The sequence below is a fragment of the Bradyrhizobium sp. MI1.7 genome (assembly GCF_055811795.1).
Genome location: NZ_JBVVPO010000004.1, coordinates 69,706 through 86,973 on the forward strand (window position 1 = coordinate 69,706; position 17,268 = coordinate 86,973).

Sequence of the window (17,268 nt, forward strand, 5' to 3'; positions counted from 1 at the left end):
TTGAGCTGGTCCACCATGGTGTTGATGGTGTTCTTCAGCTCGAGGATTTCGCCCTTCACGTCCACGGTGATCTTGCGGGACAAGTCGCCGCGCGCCACGGCGGTCGTGACCTCGGCGATGTTGCGGACCTGCGTCGTGAGGTTCGCGGCCAGCAGGTTGACGTTGTCGGTGAGATCCTTCCAGGTGCCGCCGACGCCGGGCACGACGGCCTGACCGCCGAGCCGGCCCTCGGTGCCGACCTCGCGCGCCACGCGCGTCACTTCGGCGGCGAAGGAGCGCAGCTGCTCCACCATCGTGTTCAGGGTGTCCTTGAGCAGCAGGATCTCGCCGCGCACGTCCACCGTGATCTTCTTCGACAGGTCACCGCCGGCGATTGCGGTCGCGACCTCGGCGATGTTGCGGACCTGGGCCGTCAGGTTGGAGGCCATGAAGTTGACGTTGTCGGTGAGGTCCTTCCAGGTGCCGGCAACGCCGGGCACTTCGGCCTGGCCGCCGAGCTTGCCCTCGGTACCCACCTCGCGCGCCACGCGCGTCACTTCGCCGGCAAAGCCGTTGAGCTGGTCCACCATGGTGTTGATGGTGTTCTTCAGCTCGAGGATTTCGCCCTTCACGTCCACGGTGATCTTGCGCGACAAGTCGCCGCGCGCCACGGCGGTGGTGACCTCGGCGATGTTGCGGACCTGTGCGGTCAGGTTGCCCGCCATCGAGTTGACGCTGTCGGTGAGGTCCTTCCAGGTGCCGGCGACGCCGGGCACGTTGGCCTGACCGCCGAGCCGGCCTTCGGTGCCGACCTCGCGCGCCACGCGCGTCACCTCGCCCGCGAAGCGGTTGAGCTGGTCGACCATCGTGTTCAGCGTGTCCTTGAGCTGAAGGATCTCGCCGCGGACGTCCACCGTGATCTTGCGCGACAGGTCGCCGCCGGCGATGGCGGTTGCGACCTCGGCGATGTTGCGGACCTGGGCGGTGAGATTGCCCGCCATCGAGTTGACGTTGTCGGTCAGGTCCTTCCAGGTGCCAGCGACGCCCGTCACCTGGGCCTGGCCGCCGAGCTTGCCTTCGGTGCCGACCTCGCGCGCCACGCGCGTGACTTCGCCGGCGAACGCGTTGAGCTGGTCCACCATGGTGTTGAGCGTTTCCTTCAGCTGAAGGATTTCGCCCGACACGTTCACGGTGATCTTCTTCGACAAGTCGCCCTTCGCAACGGCGGTCGCGACCTCGGCGATGTTACGGACCTGACCGGTCAGGTTCGAGGCCATCGAGTTGACCGAGTCCGTCAAGTCCTTCCAGGTACCGGCGACGCCGCGCACTTGGGCCTGGCCGCCGAGCTTGCCTTCGGTGCCGACCTCGCGCGCGACGCGGGTGACTTCGCCGGCGAAGGCGTTGAGCTGGTCCACCATCGTGTTGATGGTGTCTTTCAGCTCCAGGATTTCGCCGCGCACGTCCACGGTGATCTTCTTCGACAGATCGCCGCCCGCGACCGCCGTCGTCACCTCGGCGATGTTGCGGACCTGTGCGGTCAGGTTTGACGCCATCGAGTTGACGCTCTCGGTGAGGTCCTTCCAGGTGCCGGCGACGCCGAGCACGTTGGCTTGACCGCCGAGCCGCCCCTCGGTGCCGACCTCGCGCGCGACGCGGGTGACTTCGCCGGCAAACGCATTGAGCTGGTCCACCATGGTGTTGAGCGTTTCCTTCAGCTGAAGGATCTCGCCCGAGACGGTCACCGTGATCTTCTTCGACAGGTCGCCGCCTGCGATCGCGGTCGCGACGTCGGCGATGTTGCGGACCTGCGCGGTCAGGTTCGACGCCATGAAGTTGACGTTGTCGGTGAGGTCCTTCCAGGTGCCGGCCACGCCGGGCACTTGGGCCTGGCCGCCGAGCTTGCCTTCGGTGCCGACCTCGCGCGCCACGCGGGTCACTTCGGAGGCGAAGGAGTTGAGCTGGTCCACCATGGTGTTGATGGTGTCCTTCAGCTCCAGGATCTCGCCACGCACGTCCACCGTGATCTTGCGCGACAGGTCGCCGCGCGCCACGGCAGTGGTGACGTTGGCGATGTTGCGGACCTGGGCGGTGAGGTTGCCGCACATCGCGTTGACGGAGTCGGTGAGGTCCTTCCAGGTGCCGGCGACGCCGGGCACGATCGCCTGGCCGCCGAGCTTGCCGTCGGTGCCGACCTCGCGCGCCACGCGCGTCACTTCGGAGGCGAAGGAGCGCAGCTGGTCCACCATCGTGTTGATGGCTTCCTTGAGCTGAAGGATCTCGCCGCGGACGTCGACGGTGATCTTCTTGGACAAGTCGCCGTTGGCGACCGCGATCGTGACCTCGGCGATGTTGCGAACCTGGTTGGTCAGGTTGTTCGCCATCGAGTTGACGCTCTCGGTCAGATCCTTCCAGACGCCGGTCACTTCCGGCACCTGGGCCTGGCCGCCGAGCTTGCCTTCGGTGCCGACCTCGCGCGCGACGCGCGTCACCTCGGAGGTGAACACGCCGAGCTGCTTGATCATGGTGTTGACGATGGTCGCCGACTGCAGGAATTCGCCGCGCAGCGGGCGGCCGTCGACGTCCAGCTTGACGGTCTGGAGCAGGTCGCCTTGCGCCACCGCCGCGACCGCGCGCGTCACCTCGCGCGTCGGCCACAGGAGGTCGTCGATCAGCGTGTTGACGGAGCCTTCCATGTCGGCCCAGGAGCCGCTGGCGAGGCCGAACTTCACGCGCTGGCGGGTCTTGCCCTCGCGCCCTACGACCTGACCGACCAGCTCGAGCTGCTGCGCCATGCGCTGGTTGGCGGCGATGATTTCATTAAAAGTGTCGGCGATCTTGCCGTCGATGCCGAGATAGTCCCCGCTCATCCGCACCGAAAAATCGCCGCTGCGCATGGCCTGCAAGGCAAGCAGCAATTCCGGCCGCGAATCCGGGTCCGACATACCGTTGGTTTTTGGCTTTGGAACGCGACGACCGGAGCGTGATGCAGTTCCGGGATCGAGGTCGCTCATACTGATTCCCCCGCGGCGTCGGCCGAATCCAAGGCGTGACGCAGTTGTCAAAATAGACCGTCAGCCAAATTCGAAATCAAGCGCCAACGTTGCAGCGCTTGGAATTGGAACCTGCCGTGCTCAGCCCGGCCAAAATAACGGTGAGGAGTGACGATGGTTCCATCCCGCTCAGGAAAAAGCCGGCCGGCCGCTGCACCAGAGCTCAGAGCCGTCCTAGGAGAGGCGCTGGCGCGCCCAGCGGGCGCGGGGCTGTGACTGGCGACCCCGCCGCAAGCTCCGCCACGCCGCACGCTGATTCGCAGGCCACGAGGACCGCGACCAGATCGAGCCCCAGCGGCAGCGGCGCCTCGACCTCGGGCGGCAGGGACGACAACGGCGATGCCGGCCCCGAGAGTAACCGTACGGTGCGGCCGGAGAGCCAGCAGCATCATCCGGAAGACAAATAGGCTGCTATTTGTCCGCCATGGTGCGCTCCGCATCTTTCACCTGCGTGCGCAGCATCGGCAATTGCTCGCGCGCGAAGGCGGCGAGCGCAGGATTGTCGGGCGCTTTCAGATAGCGCTCGAGCAGGCTGATGGCGGATTCGTATTCGGGGATTTGCGCGGCATAGAAGCTTCTGACGTAAGTTGGTCCATCCGCATTTTCGGGCTCGACGAGGCTTGCGCTCACTGACGTCGTCTTGCCGGCGTGCGGCTCCGCACCGATTGCGTCCTGAATCTGCTTCAGGGTCTTGTCGCGCTTGCCCGCCTCCTCGGCGCGCAGGGCCGCGAGATTTTTCACCTCCGCATTGCCTTTCAGGTCGGTGCTCTCCAGCAGGCCCTGCTGGAAACGGCTGAAGCTATAGAGGCCGGTGATGACATCGGTTGCGGTCGGCACGCGGTCGCCGGCCGTTCGCTCGCCCATATTGTCGGCGAACGCCGAGGTGCTGACGAGAGCCAGGATGATTGCCACGAGAATCCTCATGCATCTCCAATGACCGATGGCGTGCGAAGTTCCCCCGGCGTTACGATCCGGTAAAGGCGATTGCGGAGCGAGAGTTCCGTTCCCACATCTTCTGTATGAAACAGTCTGACATCTTCAGGGATAACGCCGACAACTGCCTTCAGCTCGCCGAGCGCGCGGAAGGGCAGCCCACCCACAAACGCTATTTGCGCATGGCGGATGCCTGGACGGCATTGGCGAACGAGCAGGACTGGCTGGACGGTGAAATCCCGCCCGTAAAGGTCCGCGTCCTTCGAACGCAGGATGCGTAAGCGCTCTCATTTTCGTGAATCTGCATGTGAGACTGCTCACGGAATGCAAGCAACCAATCCAGGATCATCCACGAACAGTCGATCGCGTTGATTTTGATTCCAGAAGGAGGTTTTGCGATGGCTCCACGTCTGGCTCTTCTCTCGCTCATTCTCGCCTTTGGCGTCTCGGTCGCGTTCGCGACAGTGACGACGGTGCGGCAGGTGCATCTGGAGAATGCATCGGCGGCGATCCACGCCACGCATAGTTAGCGCTGCGGGCCTCGCGCGCTGGAACATTCGTTGTGCCGGCGCGTAAGCGCTTCAGGACATCTGGAGAGGCGAGAGGACATCATGGCGCATTCCGACCACGGCATCGTCAAGGACAAGCGGGCGGAAGATCAACCGCGCGACAAGCAGCGCGCGCAAACCGTGCACAAGACGGATTCGAAAGGCTCGCCGTCGCGCGAAGCGACGCGCGATCCCAAGCTCAACGACAACACCAAGACACCGGGCTCCGGCGTGATGCCGGACGATTCCGGCGACGCGCCGACCGGCTAGTTCTCGCGAGGAACGAATCCCTTCGCGACGAGTCGACGGATTGCTTCCGGCTGTCATGCCCCCGGTGCGCCGGAAGCAATCTCCAAGGACGGCCCTAGCACCCCACTGTGCCGGGGTCGTTTTTGCTTGGGAGAGACTCAATCCTCGGTGTCGCCCTCGGGCTTCGCGGGCGCGTGTCCTTCGGGACCGCGACCAAAGACACCAAACTCGCTTGATTTGATGCCTGCCGACGGGTCGATGCTCGTCTCGATGCCCGCGGCTGCGAGCCCGAATTTGAGAAGCTCTCGGACCGCCGCAGCGCGCGTCGGCATGCGGTGCTTGAATCGGAAATCATCGACGGCGGCCAGCTCTTCCGGCGAGAGCATGACCTGGAGGCGCTCGGCGCGAAGGTCATTCATGGTCGATCACGCAAAGTGAGTAAGTTGAGTAGTTTGCTCAACGAACGAGTTTGGCGCGAGTTCCACAAGAGTCGGAAAAATCGTCAGATGAGTAAAAATAGTTAGTAAAATCAATAAGTTATTATTGAAACAACTCTGGCGGTGGCGCATTCTTTCGGGAGAGAGGGAGAAGAGGCCATGGCGGAGGAAGTCAGGTTACCCCGCAAGCTTTCCGAAGAGCCCGAGGCGCCCAAACCGGTGCGTCCGAGCCATCAGAAGGTCATCGAGCAAGTCGAGCGCTGGGCCAACAGCTCGGGGCTGCAACCACCGAGGACGGAAGATGCGAAGACGATCTGAGCCCCACACGTTCGAACAACGTCTCAAGGCAGAGCAGCTGCGGCTCGAGCACGAACTGTCGGGCTTGCCGGATGGACAGCAGCGCGATTCTGTTATGGCGCGCATTGATCAGCTTCAGACTGCTGCCGCGATGCATGATTTCCTGATGCTACCGGAGGCCGCGGCCGCTCGCTGATCGCCCCTGGCGACCGTGCTCCGTGTCTGACGCGACCACCAGAACATGCGCCGGAACGTTCGCTCGCCGACCCGGTTGGTCCACACGTTGGCCGAGTGGAGAATTGGAATGCTGAAACAAGGCGAGTTGGACCGCAGCGAGATGGACAGGTTGATCGGCAGCGACAAGGTCGAGGGAACATCGGTCTATGGCGCCGATCGCAACAAGATCGGTTCGATCGAACGCGTGATGATCGACAAGGTCAGCGGCAAGGTGTCCTACGCCGTGCTCGGCTTCGGCGGTTTCCTGGGCCTCGGCAACGACCACTATCCGCTGCCCTGGCAGTCGCTCAAATACGATACGGAGCTCGGCGGCTATGTCACCGGGATCACCGCCAAGACGCTCGAAGGCGCGCCGAAATACGGTGAACGCAGCGATTGGAACTGGGGTGACGACGCGGCAGTCCGCGGCATCAACTCGTACTACGGCGTTCCCTTCGCGTAAGCCCCCATGGAAAGCGATCCGATGAGCAAGGAACGGCCCACCGACTGGATGCCCCGGTCAAGCCGGGGCACGACACCTTTGCTCTCCGCCACTCTACCCCACCGCCTCCTTCCGCCCCGGCCCCGCATGCACATGCACCTGTTTCGCATGTAGCGGCTCACCGCATTCCGAGCAGACCATCACGGGGTCGAAATCCTTGCCGCAAGTCTTGTGCTGGTGCAGCAGCGGGCGGCCGCGCTCGTCGCCCATGTGGGTGTCGCCCCAATGCACCATCGTCATGATGATCGGGTAGAGGTCGAGGCCCTTCTGCGTCAGGATGTATTCGTAGCGCTTGGGCGCCTCGGAATAGGGGACGCGGCGCAGGATGCCGAACCGCACCAGCTTCTTCAGACGCTCCGAGAGGAGGTGCCGCGTGATCTGGAGCGAGGACTGAAACGCCTCGAACCGGCGCACGCGTAAAAAACATTCGCGCAGGATCAGCAGCGTCCAGCGGTCGCCGACCACGGCGACGGTCCGGGAGAGCGAGCAGGGCTCTTCATCCAGCGTGTCCCACTTCATGTAGCGAATCTCCGGCAAAGGGTAGTAAGTCAGAAAAAGGAACTGACTTGAATGATCAGCGCTATTTCTAATAGAGAATATCATTCACCCCTGTAGTTTGACAGTTCTATTTTAGAACTATAGCCTCCGGCCCAATCACATACCGTTCTCACCGGAGGAGGTGACCTTGCCCAAGCGAAACGCGACAGCCGCCGTGATCGGGGCCGGCGATTTCATCGGCTCCGAGATCGCCAAGAAATTTTCCGCGGAAGGTTTCACGGTCTTTGCCGGGCGCCGCAACGGCGACAAGCTGGCGCCGCTGGTGAAGGACATCGAGGCCGCCGGCGGCGAGATTCACGCGCGCTCGCTCGATGCACGCAAAGAGGAGGAGGTCATCTCCTTCCTCAATGACGCCGACCAGCATGCGCCGCTCGAAGTCTGCATCTTCAACGTCGGTGCCAACGTCAATTTCCCGATCCTCGACACCACCGAGCGCGTGTTCCGGAAGGTGTGGGAGATGGCCTGCTATTCCGGCTTCCTGGCCGGCAGGGAAGCGGCGCGGCTGATGCTGCCGCGCGGTGGCGGCAACATCTTCTTCACCGGCGCGACGGCGAGCCTGCGCGGCGGCAGCGGCTTTGCTGCCTTTGCCAGCGCAAAATTCGGACTGCGCGCGGTGGCGCAGGCGATGGCGCGCGAGCTCGGGCCGAACAACATCCACGTCGCCCATCTCATCATCGATTCCGGCGTCGACACCGAGTGGGTGCGGCAGCGCCGGCTCGAAGCGCTCGGGGCGAATGCGCTTGATAATCCCGATCTTCTGATGCCGCCGTCATCTGTCGCGGATGCCTATTGGCAGCTCTATCAGCAGCCGAAGAGCGCCTGGACCTTCGAGATGGAGATCCGTCCCTTCGGAGAGAAATGGTGACCGCGGAGCAAGACTGCGGCTAGACTGATCTCAATACAAACTGAAATCCGGGAGGCCCCTACGTGAAGACCGCGATCACCGAACTGTTCGGCATCGAGCACCCGATCATCCAGGGTGGCATGCATTTCGTCGGCTTTGCCGAACTCGCCGCTGCCGTCTCCAATGCCGGCGGGCTCGGCATCATCACGGGCCTCACGCAGAAGACGCCGGAATTGCTCGCGAAGGAAATCGCGCGCTGTCGCGACATGACGGACAAGCCGTTCGGCGTGAACCTCACCTTCCTGCCGACCTTCTCGGCGCCGCCTTATCCGGAATACATCGCGGCCATCGTCGAAGGCGGCATCAAGGCGGTGGAGACGGCGGGGCGCAGCCCGGAGCAATACATGCCTGCGCTGAAGGCCGCCGGCATCAAGGTGATCCACAAATGCACGTCCGTGCGCCACTCCCTGAAGGCCGAGCGCATCGGCTGCGACGCCGTCAGCGTCGACGGCTTTGAGTGCGGCGGCCATCCCGGCGAGGACGACATTCCCAACATGATCCTGCTGCCGCGCGCGGCGGAGGAACTGAAGATTCCGTTCGTGGCCTCCGGCGGCATGGCTGACGGGCGCAGCCTCGTCGCGGCGCTGTCGCTGGGCGCGGCCGGCATGAACATGGGCACGCGCTTCATCGCCACCAAGGAAGCACCGGTGCATCAGAACGTGAAGAACGCGCTTGTTGCGGCAACCGAGCTCGACACCCGGCTGATCATGCGCGCTCTGCGCAACACCGAGCGCGTGCTGAAGAACGCCAACGTCGATCGTCTGCTCGAGATCGAGCGCGAGAAGGGCGCCAAGCTGAGCATCGACGACATCCACGACCAGGTCGCGGGCGTCTATCCGAAGATCATGCTGGACGGCCAGATGGACGCGGGTGCCTGGAGCTGCGGCATGGTCGCAGGGCTGATCCACGACATCCCCTCCTGCAAGGAGCTCGTCGATCGCATCATGGATGAGGCGGAAGAGATCATCCGCAGCCGCCTGATGGGGTTCCTGGACGGGACGGGTGCGGCGCGAAAGGTCGCCTGACTCCGCCAAACTTCTTAACCACGGCGGCACTTGGCCGCTGGAATTGCGCGTGACGCCTCCTAAATAGGAGTAAATTACCCCTTGAAATAAGCAATTTCAGGAGGCGTCCGTGGTCCTGAAGAGCGTTCCATTTGCAGTTGCCGTTGCCCTCGTGCTCGCATGGGGCGGCATTGCGCGCGCTGACGACTACAAGCCCGACGAATATCTCGGTCTCGATCTCTCCAAGGCGGTGCTGTCGCCAAAGCGGCTCGGGCCCGAGACGCAGTTCGCCCCGGTTGCGTTGGAGGCGAAGGGAGGCAACGAGGCGCAGGCGCGCGGCGAACCCATCGACGTGCCGAAGAAAGTTGCCGCCGAACGCGTGCACGTGGCCCAGCCGAAGGTTGTTCATGCCAGGGGCGCCCAGCCACGCGGCGCAGCGCGCACCAAGCTTGCACATCGTCGCGGCAATCCGCTGGACGCGCAGGCGATGGACACCCGCATCCAGACCTGGCCGTGCCGCACCGGCGGCATTTGCAACTGGAAGCACTAGCCGGATCTCTCGCGTCATCCGGGCGTCGCAAAACCGTAGGCGCGGAGTCAAGAAACCGTCAGGATAGGAGTCAAGGAGCGCAGGCACCTTCCGTCGCGATTCGACGAAGGTTTCCTGAATGGCAACGCTCCGCGCCTCGCGCGCATGGACCCGGCGGCAGTTCCTGGTCCGCTCGACTTCAAGCCTCGCCGTTGCCGCGCTCGGCACAGTCGCAAAGCCATCCATCAGCCGCGCCGCCGATCGCCCGCAGATCGCGGGCGGCATTCAGTCCGGCGACGTCTCGGATGGCTCCGCCGTGATCTGGGCGCGCGCCGACCGGCCCGCGCGGATGCAGGTGGAATGCGCGACCGTCGAGAGTTTCAAGACGATCATAGCGTCAGCTTCGCGCGACGCGCTGCCCGATGCCGACTTCACCGCAAAACTGCTGCTGAACGATCTGCCGTCCGGGCAGGATATCTTCTATCGCGTGCGTTTCGACGACATCGCGACCGGCATTGCCGGCGAAAGCCGCGTCGGCCATTTCCGCACCGCGCCGGCTGCAGGGCAATCTATCTCGTTCGTGTGGTCGGGCGACGTCGCGGGGCAGGGCTGGGGCATCGACATCTCGCGCGGCGGCTATCGCAGCTATCGCACCATGCTCGAGAATCGCCCGGACTTCTTCATCCACTCCGGCGATCATATCTACGCCGACTGCACGATTCCCTCCGAGCAGAAGCTGCCGAACGGCGAGACCTGGCGCAATCTGGTGACCGAGGAGAAAGCCGAGGCCGCGCACACGCTGGCGCAATTCCGCGGCAACTACAAATACAACCATCTCGACGAGCATTTTCGCGCCTTCCACGCGCAGGTGCCGATGTTCGCACAGTGGGACGATCACGAGGTCACCAACGACTGGTCGCCGACCGGCAGCTACGACAACGCCGGCTATGAGGACGACGGCACGCCGCGCCTGGTCGCGCGTGCCCGCCGTGCCTTCTTCGATTTCATGCCGATCCGCGACATCGGCACGCGACAGGGGCGCGTCTATCGCAAGATCGCTTATGGTCCGCTGCTCGACGTCTTCATGATCGACATGCGCAGCTATCGTGACGACAGCTGGAACAAGGGCGAGGACCATCGCGGCTGGATTCTCGGTGCCGAGCAGCTCGCATGGCTGAAGCGGGAGCTCGCCGCTTCGCGCGCGACCTGGAAGGTGATCGCGGCCGACCTGCCGATTGGCCTCGTCAGTCTCGATGCCGTCGCGCTCGGCAACGGAGCGCCCGATCGGCGTGAGCATGAGGTCGCCGATCTGCTGGCCTCGATCAAGCACGCGGGCGTGCGCAACATCGTCTGGCTCACCGCCGACATGCACTACACCGCCGCGCATTACTACGATCCGAACAAGGCGCAATTCCAGGATTTTGAGCCGTTCTGGGAGTTCGTCTCCGGACCCCTGCATGCCGGCACCTGGGGTCCGGGCGAGCTCGACAATACGTTTGGCCCGGTCGCGATGTACCAGAACGGCTGCAGCGAGGCGCAGGGGGAGAACCTTGCGCCGTGCTTCGGCCTGCAGTTCTTCGGCAGGGTCGATATCGACGGTGCGAGCGGCGTGATGACCGTGACCTTGAAAGACGTCGACAACCGCGACCTCTGGTCGGTCGACATCGTGCCGCAGCCGCAGCCGCAGGCGCGCCCGGCCGTGGTCGCGCAGCATTCGTGAGTGGGCAACTCTCTCCGTCGTCATGGCCGGGCTTGACCCGGCCATCCACGCCTTGCTGCTCGGCCCTGAGAACGTGGATGCCCGGGCATAGGCGAGCGGAAGCGACGCCGTCCTTCGGACGGCTATGCCCGGGCATGACGGTGGGGACGGATCGCGCATCCCAGCACTAACCCGATCTTGATTGGCCGCCTCGCGTCTCCTGCGCTATAGTCTCTATCCCCGCCACCTCTTTTCAATCACCGAAGAGTCTGCCCTTGCGGCCCCACCGCGTGTTCGGCGGCTGAAATACGTCAGGAGTTAGCTCATGGATCATCTGAAGACACAGGGCATCAGCATGCCCAAGCTCGGCCTTGGCACTTTCCGCATGCAGGGCGATGCCTGCCGCGCGGCGGTCGAGAGCGCACTGTCGATCGGCTATCGCCACATCGACACCGCCGAGATGTACGCCAACGAAGAATCGATCGGTGCCGCGCTCGCCGCGGCCCGGCTGCCGCGCGGCGAGCTGCATGTCACGACCAAGGTCTGGCACGAGAATCTCAGCCCCGATGCGATCCGCCGCGCCTTCGACGCCAGCCTGACCAAGCTCCGGCTCGACCATGTTGATCTCTACCTCGTGCACTGGCCGTCGAAATCCGCGAACTGGGGCGCGGTGTTCGAGACCCTGATGAAGCTGAAGGAGGAGGGGCGTACGCGGGCGATCGGCGTTGCCAATTTCACCACGGCGCTGCTCAAGATCGCGGTCGAGGACATCAAGGCGCCGATCGCCTGCAACCAGATCGAATATCACGCCATGCTCGATCAATCGAGGGTGCTGGCCTATCTCAACGCCAAATCGATCCCGCTGGTCGCCTATTGCCCGCTCGCGCAAGGACGCATCGCGTCAGATCCGGCGTTGGCCGAGATCGGCGCCAGGCACAACGCGACCGCCGCGCAGGTCGCGCTGAAATGGCTGCTCGACCAGGGCGGTGTCGCTGCGATCCCGAAGGCCTCGCGCCGGGAGAGCCAGCAAGCCAACCTCGATGCGCTGAAGATCACGCTCGACGATGCCGACCGCAAGAAGATCGCGGCGTTGCCCAAGGACAGGCGTTGCGTCAATCCAGGCTTTGCGCCGGTGTGGGATTAAAACTCGACGCTGAACGCGCCGCCCTTACCCTCTCCCCTTGCGGGAGAGGGTGGCTCGCTGCGTAGCGGCGAGACGGGTGAGGGGTCTCCATCCGCGAGTCCAATTCTCATTGAATGCGCTGAAGCAACCCCTCGTCCGGCGCTTCGCGCCACCTTCTCCCACAAGGGGAGAAGGAAGAAAGAGCGCAAAGAAATGGCCCCGCGAGGGGCCATTTCCATCATGCGTTACGCATTAATCCCAGTGGTGATGGTGACCGCGCTTGACCACGACGACCCGGTCGTGATGGTGCCAGCCGCGATGCCAGCCGTGGTCGCGATGCTCGCGCATTTCGGCGCGGGCGCCGTAGCCATGATGGTAGCCGTTCTTGATCACCACCGTTTCGGCATTCGCCATCGTCGGTGCAACGATCGCGAGCGCGCCGAGAGCCGCAACCACATAACCAAGCTTCTTCATGATGTCCTCCTCCAATGCAATGCACATGAGAACGGCGCATGTGTGCGAACGTTCCGGAGGAACTGGAAGAGAATTCTGAATGGATGTTCAGACAGACCATGATCCGGAAAAGTGTGAAGCGGTTTTCCAAACGATCATGCTCAAACGTGATGCTCAATCGCAGCGTTGCTGCGCTGGTGTCGGCGCGCCTGTCGCGACGTATTTGCCGTCCCTGATCGTGTACACACCGCGCTCGCTGCGATTGTAGATCGCGCGCAAGCTGCCATCCTTCGCCAGCAGCAGCCCGAACTCACGCGTCTGGTGCAGCGAGGGGAAGTACACCATCACATTGAGCAGGCCCTCGGCTTCGACCGTGGCGGACACAACTTCGTTCTCGTCCCTGGCCTCGCCGAAATCGCGCCGGTACATCACCCGGCCGTCCTTCCTGATCTCGTAAGTCAACAGCGAGCCCTTGTCGCGGTCCGGCCGCGCCGCGCAATCGACCGCCCATGAACCGAGCAGGCCCCATTGCTCGACCGTCGCCGCAAGCGTCTCGGCGCCCGCCGCTGGCGTGAACGCAATCCACAGCATCGCCGCCGCGATCCAGCAGCCTAGACAACGCTTCATGTCCTGAAAAACCCCGCCTCGAACAAGTCCAAGTGTAGCATCCCGCGCGCGATCGTCCATGCGAGCTGGCAATCGCGCGCGAATTTGATCCGCGTCAATGAGGCCGGTCGTATCAAGGGTAGGATGGCGCTCCCGAAGGCGAAGTTGGTGAGAGCGATGCTGAATCAAGTCGTGGATTTCGCGGGCGAGGTACTGCCGGGGAGCTGTGCCGTGCCGCCTTATTCCGAGACCGCGTTCCTGGCCGAGCTGGGCGAGCGCTTGAGGTCCTCGCGTGCGCGGTGCGAGCTGTCGCGCCGGGAGCTGGCACGCCGCTCCGGGATTTCCGAGCGCTACATCGCCCAGATCGAGGCCGGCAAGGGCAACGTCTCGATCGTGCTGCTGCTGCGGCTGGCCTCCGCGATCCACGGCAGCCAGCCTCAGGTGGCCTAGAGCGAGCCTTAGGCCCGCTTCTCCACGTTGGCGCTGCGGGCCGGCACGCCGAACTCCTTGCGGCAGACCTCGGCCAGCACGGCGACGCCCTCACGGATCTGCTGATGCGAGGGGCTCGCAAAGCACAGCCTGAGCCGCGAGCTGGAATGGGGCTTGTTGGTCGACCATTCCGGGCCCGGATTGATCGACACGCCGGCGGCGAGCGCGGCTTGATAGAGTTTTAGCGTATCGACCTGGTCGGGCAGCTTCACCCACAGGAAGATGCCGCCCTTGGGCTCCTCGAACTCGGCCGCCGTCCCGAACTGCTCGTTCAGCGCCTCCATCAGCGTATCGAGCTTGGTGCGCAGCGCCTTCGTCAACGCGGGCACGTGGGTCGAGAAATGCGGCTTGCAATAGGCGGCCAGCACCATCTGCTCCAGTGCGCCGGAGCCTGCATCCGTCTTCAGCGCCAGCATCCGCGACATCACATCCCAGGGCGCGACGATGAAGCCGACGCGCAGCGCCGGTGCGATCGATTTCGAGAACGAGCCGATATGGATCACGCCGCCGTTCGGGCTCATCGCGTGGATCGCCGGCGGTCGCTGCCCCGACCAGACGAGATCGGCGTAGCAATCGTCCTCGAAGATGGGCACGCCATATTCGGCCGCGAGCCGCACCAGTTCGGTGCGGCGGCTCTCCGGCATGATGCTGCCGGTCGGGTTCTGCACGGTCGGGATGGTGTAGATGTATTTCGGCCGGATGCCGCGGCTCTTCAAATCGGCCAGCGTCGAGGCCAGCACATCCATGCGCATGCCGTCCTTGTCGAGGGGGATACCGACGACGTTGACCCCGAGCCGCGCCAGTCGGGTCAACGAGCCCTGATAGCTGTCCTGCTCGAAGATCACGGTATCGCCGCGTGTCAGCAGCGTCGCGTTGACGAGGTCGAGCGCCTGGAGCGAGCCGGAGACGATCAGGAGATCGTCGACGGTGCAGTTGATGCCGGCGTCGCGCTTCAGTTTTGTCACCAGGAATTCGCGCAAGGGCAGGTAGCCCTGCGGCCCGTGCGCCAGGCCGTAGGTCGCGAGCGAGCGGCCTTCCTTTTGCAGGGCGGAATTGGTCGCCTCGATCAGGCCGTCGAGCGGCAACTGCTCGGAATCGTTGTTGCCGCCGACGAAACTGTACTTGGCGAGGCCCGTCCAGCGCGCGGAAGGGGCCGGCAGCCCTGCGGGAAACAGGGGCGCGAAATCGAAGCTGGACGTCATGGGGGCGTTCCTCGTTTTGTTCTTGTTGAGCGGCCGGCCTTGCGCCGGCGTGCCTTACTTCTTGCCGGCCGTCCTCGTCGGACGGCCCAGGCTGATGAAAGCGTAATGCGCATTGGCGACGCCGCCAACCATCAAGGCCTCGACCACTGGCTCGGCGATCTCGCCTGTTGCGGCCCAGTCGACAAGGAAATTGGCCCCGGTCCCCCCGCGCACATCGTCGGTCGGAATGAAGATCGAGACGGTGGCCAGAGGCTTCAGCGCCACCTGGCCCTTCAGGTAGGTCTCGACCTGCTTGCCTGCGGTGTCGAAATAGGCGATGCGTTTGACCACCAGCGGCTGGGTCTCGGAGGCGTTGTGAACGCTCAGCGTCACCGAGAAGTCGACACGTAGTTTGCCCTGGCTCATCGCGACGCTGGAATAGGCGGGCACATAGAACCCGCCGGAGACGGCGAGTTCCTCCTTCGGCAGTGTGGTGAGCGAATCGGCAAAGTTTTGTTCGATATTGACTTTGGATTGCGCGGCTGCGGGCGCGGCAGAGGCGAGGGGACATAGCAGCATTGCTGCGAAAAGCCCTGCTCGCATGTGACGAATTGCTCGCTTGCCGCGCCGCAACCTGGCCCTAGGGTGCGGCAAAACGGACCAATTTGGTATGCACGAACTCATTCGCGACATCACTCTCTGTATTCTGTTTGCCTGGATGCTGGGCCTGCTCGCCCATTTCTCCCGGCAGCCGCTGATCCTGGCCTACCTTATCGCCGGCTTCTGCATAGGTCCATTCGGTGCCGGCTGGGTCAAATCGCAGGAATCGATCAGCGTCATCTCCGAGCTCGGCCTGATCTTCATGCTGTTCATGATCGGGCTCGAGATCGACCTGAAGAAGATCGTGCGGGCGGGAAAGGTGATCCTGTTCGCGGCGGGCGGCCAGCTCATCGGCGGCTGCGTGCTCGGGGTGCTGTTCTTTGTTGGCATCGGCCTGTCGCTCGGCGGTGGGCATTTCGATGCGGTCTATCTCTGCGTCGCCTGCGCGCTGTCGAGCACCGTGATCATCGTCAAGGTGCTCTACGAGAAGCGCGAGCTCGACACGCTGCCCGGCCGCATCACGCTCGGTGTGCTGGTGCTCCAGGATATCTTCGCCATCCTGTTCCTGGCGGTGCAGCCGAGCCTCGCCAATCTCGAGGTCAGCGTCATCCTGCTGTCGATCGGCCGTGTCGCGGTGCTGGTCGCCGCCGCGCTGCTGGTCAGCCGCTACGTGCTGCCGCGCCTATTCCATCAGATTGCCCGCCGCCCCGAGCTGATCCTGCTTGGCGCGCTCGCCTGGTGCTTCCTCGTCGCCGAGACCGCGGAGCGGCTCTCACTCTCGCGCGAGATGGGTGCGCTGATCGCCGGCGTTTCGCTGTCGACCTTCCCTTACGCCCTCGACGTCACCGCCAAGGTCACCACGCTCCGCGACTTCTTCATCACGCTGTTCTTTGTCGCGCTCGGCATGACCATTCCCGTGCCGGGCCTCTCCGTGATCGGGCTTGCCTTGATGATCGCGGCGTTCACGGTGGTCAGCCGCCTCGTCACCACCTTCGCCCCGCTCTACCTGATGAAGCAGGGCCTGCGCGCCAGCCTGTTGCCGGCCCTTAACCTCGCGCAGATCTCCGAGTTCTCGCTGGTGGTGATCCAGACCGGCGTCGCCGACCATCATATCGCGGCCGAAACGGCGAATGCGGCCTCCTTTGCCTTCGTGGTGCTGGCGGTGCTCTCGACCTTCGTGATGACCCGCAGCGACGAGATCACCCGCTGGGCGATCGGCCCCCTGAAGCGGATCGGCCTGCGCGACCTCGACCATGGCAACGGCCACGCCGAGGAGGGGCACGAGGGCGGCCACGGCGAGGCCCGCCGCATCGTCATCCTCGGCTTTTTCCGTGCGGCGAGCGCGCTGCTGGCCGAGATCGAACGGCAGGCGCCGGTGCTGCTCGAGCAGATCACCGTGATCGACTTCAATCCCAATGTGTACAAGACGCTGCTATCGCGCGGCCTGCACGTGATCTATGGTGACATCAGCAGCGCCGACACGCTGCTCCATGCCGGCGTCGGCAAGTCCGAGATGATCATCCTCAGCGTGCCGGACGCCCTTCTCAAGGGCGCCAGCAACGAGAAGCTGGTCCGCCACGTCCGTACCCTCAACCCGACCGCCATGATCGTGGCCACGGCCGATCTTTTGTCGGATGTGAGCGAGCTCTACGCGGCCGGCGCCAGCTACGTCACGGTGACCCGGCTCAGCGACGCTCATGAGCTGTTTACCGTGATCGAAGCGGCCCAGGCTGGCCTGCTGGCCGACAAGCGGGCCGAGCTCGATGTCCGGCTCGGCGAGCGGCGCGAAGTGCTGCCCTGAAGGCGGCGCGGCCGCTTTCCGTCCGGGCCGTGTGCGCCTATATCCCTGGTATCTTCGGTGCAAGCCTTAGACCCGCGGGCCGGCCCGCCATCAGGCATATGCGGTTGCGT

20 protein-coding genes are annotated in these 17,268 nt (G+C 64.0%); 12 read left to right on the forward strand and 8 right to left on the reverse strand.

Features of this window, described 5'->3' with window-relative positions; translation table 11 throughout:
* Together AC0L3X_RS06260 and AC0L3X_RS06265 are read right to left on the reverse strand one after the other, a co-directional pair.
* Nucleotides 1–2,990, reverse strand: a 2,990-nt coding sequence (locus tag AC0L3X_RS06260) for a HAMP domain-containing protein (protein ID WP_473316310.1), incomplete at its 3' end; no start/stop codon positions are given.
* 450 nt (nucleotides 2,991–3,440) lie between these two features.
* The gene (locus AC0L3X_RS06265) at nucleotides 3,441–3,953 is read right to left on the reverse strand and encodes a DUF4142 domain-containing protein (protein WP_063984950.1); all 513 of its coding nucleotides are present in this window, start codon (nucleotides 3,951–3,953) and stop codon (nucleotides 3,441–3,443) included.
* Nucleotides 3,954–4,048: 95 nt separating this feature from the next.
* Between AC0L3X_RS06265 and AC0L3X_RS06270 the strand changes: the two genes are divergently transcribed.
* The 3 genes from AC0L3X_RS06270 to AC0L3X_RS06280 all read left to right on the forward strand — a co-directional run bounded on the left by AC0L3X_RS06270 (nucleotide 4,049) and on the right by AC0L3X_RS06280 (nucleotide 4,780).
* Entirely contained in the window at nucleotides 4,049–4,243 is a 195-nt protein-coding gene (locus AC0L3X_RS06270) for a hypothetical protein (RefSeq protein WP_063984949.1), read from the forward strand.
* A 117-nt stretch (nucleotides 4,244–4,360) separates the two neighbouring features.
* Entirely contained in the window at nucleotides 4,361–4,492 is a 132-nt protein-coding gene (locus AC0L3X_RS06275; protein ID WP_256376429.1) for a hypothetical protein, read from the forward strand.
* An 81-nt stretch (nucleotides 4,493–4,573) separates the two neighbouring features.
* Nucleotides 4,574–4,780, forward strand: coding sequence for a hypothetical protein (locus tag AC0L3X_RS06280; RefSeq protein WP_063984948.1), 207 nt, complete (start codon nucleotides 4,574–4,576; stop codon nucleotides 4,778–4,780).
* Between the two features lie 137 nt (nucleotides 4,781–4,917).
* Here the strand turns inward: AC0L3X_RS06280 and AC0L3X_RS06285 are convergent, their stop codons facing one another.
* A complete protein-coding gene (locus AC0L3X_RS06285) occupies nucleotides 4,918–5,178 on the reverse strand; it encodes a hypothetical protein (protein WP_028148230.1) in 261 nt (86 codons plus the stop codon).
* A 177-nt stretch (nucleotides 5,179–5,355) separates the two neighbouring features.
* Between AC0L3X_RS06285 and AC0L3X_RS06290 the strand changes: the two genes are divergently transcribed.
* Together AC0L3X_RS06290 and AC0L3X_RS06295 are read left to right on the forward strand one after the other, a co-directional pair.
* On the forward strand, nucleotides 5,356–5,514 hold the full coding sequence (locus AC0L3X_RS06290) for a hypothetical protein (RefSeq protein ID WP_187387779.1): 159 nt from the start codon (nucleotides 5,356–5,358) through the stop codon (nucleotides 5,512–5,514).
* 283 nt (nucleotides 5,515–5,797) lie between these two features.
* Nucleotides 5,798–6,172, forward strand: coding sequence for a PRC-barrel domain-containing protein (locus AC0L3X_RS06295; RefSeq protein WP_063984947.1), 375 nt, complete (start codon nucleotides 5,798–5,800; stop codon nucleotides 6,170–6,172).
* Between the two features lie 93 nt (nucleotides 6,173–6,265).
* Here the strand turns inward: AC0L3X_RS06295 and AC0L3X_RS06300 are convergent, their stop codons facing one another.
* Nucleotides 6,266–6,730, reverse strand: coding sequence for a winged helix-turn-helix transcriptional regulator (locus tag AC0L3X_RS06300; protein WP_063986597.1), 465 nt, complete (start codon nucleotides 6,728–6,730; stop codon nucleotides 6,266–6,268).
* 166 nt (nucleotides 6,731–6,896) lie between these two features.
* On the opposite strand from AC0L3X_RS06300, the gene AC0L3X_RS06305 reads away from it, so the two are divergent.
* From AC0L3X_RS06305 to AC0L3X_RS06325, 5 genes are all read left to right on the forward strand, one after another.
* Complete coding sequence (locus tag AC0L3X_RS06305; RefSeq protein WP_063986596.1) at nucleotides 6,897–7,634, forward strand: SDR family oxidoreductase; 738 nt, start codon at nucleotides 6,897–6,899, stop codon at nucleotides 7,632–7,634.
* Between the two features lie 62 nt (nucleotides 7,635–7,696).
* Nucleotides 7,697–8,698, forward strand: coding sequence for an NAD(P)H-dependent flavin oxidoreductase (locus AC0L3X_RS06310; RefSeq protein ID WP_063984946.1), 1,002 nt, complete (start codon nucleotides 7,697–7,699; stop codon nucleotides 8,696–8,698).
* Nucleotides 8,699–8,807: 109 nt separating this feature from the next.
* Nucleotides 8,808–9,227, forward strand: coding sequence for a hypothetical protein (locus tag AC0L3X_RS06315; RefSeq protein ID WP_063984945.1), 420 nt, complete (start codon nucleotides 8,808–8,810; stop codon nucleotides 9,225–9,227).
* A gap of 118 nt (nucleotides 9,228–9,345) precedes the next feature.
* On the forward strand, nucleotides 9,346–10,926 hold the full coding sequence (locus AC0L3X_RS06320) for an alkaline phosphatase D family protein (RefSeq protein ID WP_063984944.1): 1,581 nt from the start codon (nucleotides 9,346–9,348) through the stop codon (nucleotides 10,924–10,926).
* A gap of 304 nt (nucleotides 10,927–11,230) precedes the next feature.
* Complete coding sequence (locus AC0L3X_RS06325) at nucleotides 11,231–12,049, forward strand: aldo/keto reductase (RefSeq protein ID WP_063984943.1); 819 nt, start codon at nucleotides 11,231–11,233, stop codon at nucleotides 12,047–12,049.
* A gap of 231 nt (nucleotides 12,050–12,280) precedes the next feature.
* Here AC0L3X_RS06325 and AC0L3X_RS06330 read toward each other — a convergent pair whose 3' ends face one another.
* Both AC0L3X_RS06330 and AC0L3X_RS06335 read right to left on the reverse strand, forming a co-directional pair.
* Entirely contained in the window at nucleotides 12,281–12,502 is a 222-nt protein-coding gene (locus AC0L3X_RS06330; RefSeq protein ID WP_063986595.1) for a hypothetical protein, read from the reverse strand.
* Nucleotides 12,503–12,655: 153 nt separating this feature from the next.
* Entirely contained in the window at nucleotides 12,656–13,108 is a 453-nt protein-coding gene (locus AC0L3X_RS06335; protein ID WP_063984942.1) for a hypothetical protein, read from the reverse strand.
* A gap of 156 nt (nucleotides 13,109–13,264) precedes the next feature.
* On the opposite strand from AC0L3X_RS06335, the gene AC0L3X_RS06340 reads away from it, so the two are divergent.
* Entirely contained in the window at nucleotides 13,265–13,537 is a 273-nt protein-coding gene (locus tag AC0L3X_RS06340) for a helix-turn-helix domain-containing protein (RefSeq protein WP_014497240.1), read from the forward strand.
* Between the two features lie 8 nt (nucleotides 13,538–13,545).
* On the opposite strand, the gene AC0L3X_RS06345 is transcribed toward AC0L3X_RS06340, so the two are convergent.
* Together AC0L3X_RS06345 and AC0L3X_RS06350 are read right to left on the reverse strand one after the other, a co-directional pair.
* Nucleotides 13,546–14,778: an aminotransferase-like domain-containing protein gene (locus AC0L3X_RS06345; RefSeq protein WP_063984941.1), complete on the reverse strand. Its 1,233-nt coding sequence runs from the start codon at nucleotides 14,776–14,778 to the stop codon at nucleotides 13,546–13,548.
* A gap of 54 nt (nucleotides 14,779–14,832) precedes the next feature.
* Entirely contained in the window at nucleotides 14,833–15,360 is a 528-nt protein-coding gene (locus AC0L3X_RS06350) for a DUF3124 domain-containing protein (RefSeq protein ID WP_063984940.1), read from the reverse strand.
* Between the two features lie 67 nt (nucleotides 15,361–15,427).
* Here AC0L3X_RS06350 and AC0L3X_RS06355 point away from each other — a divergent pair, with 67 nt between their 5' ends.
* Complete coding sequence (locus AC0L3X_RS06355) at nucleotides 15,428–17,158, forward strand: cation:proton antiporter (protein WP_063984939.1); 1,731 nt, start codon at nucleotides 15,428–15,430, stop codon at nucleotides 17,156–17,158.
* Nucleotides 17,159–17,268: the final 110 nt, after the last annotated feature.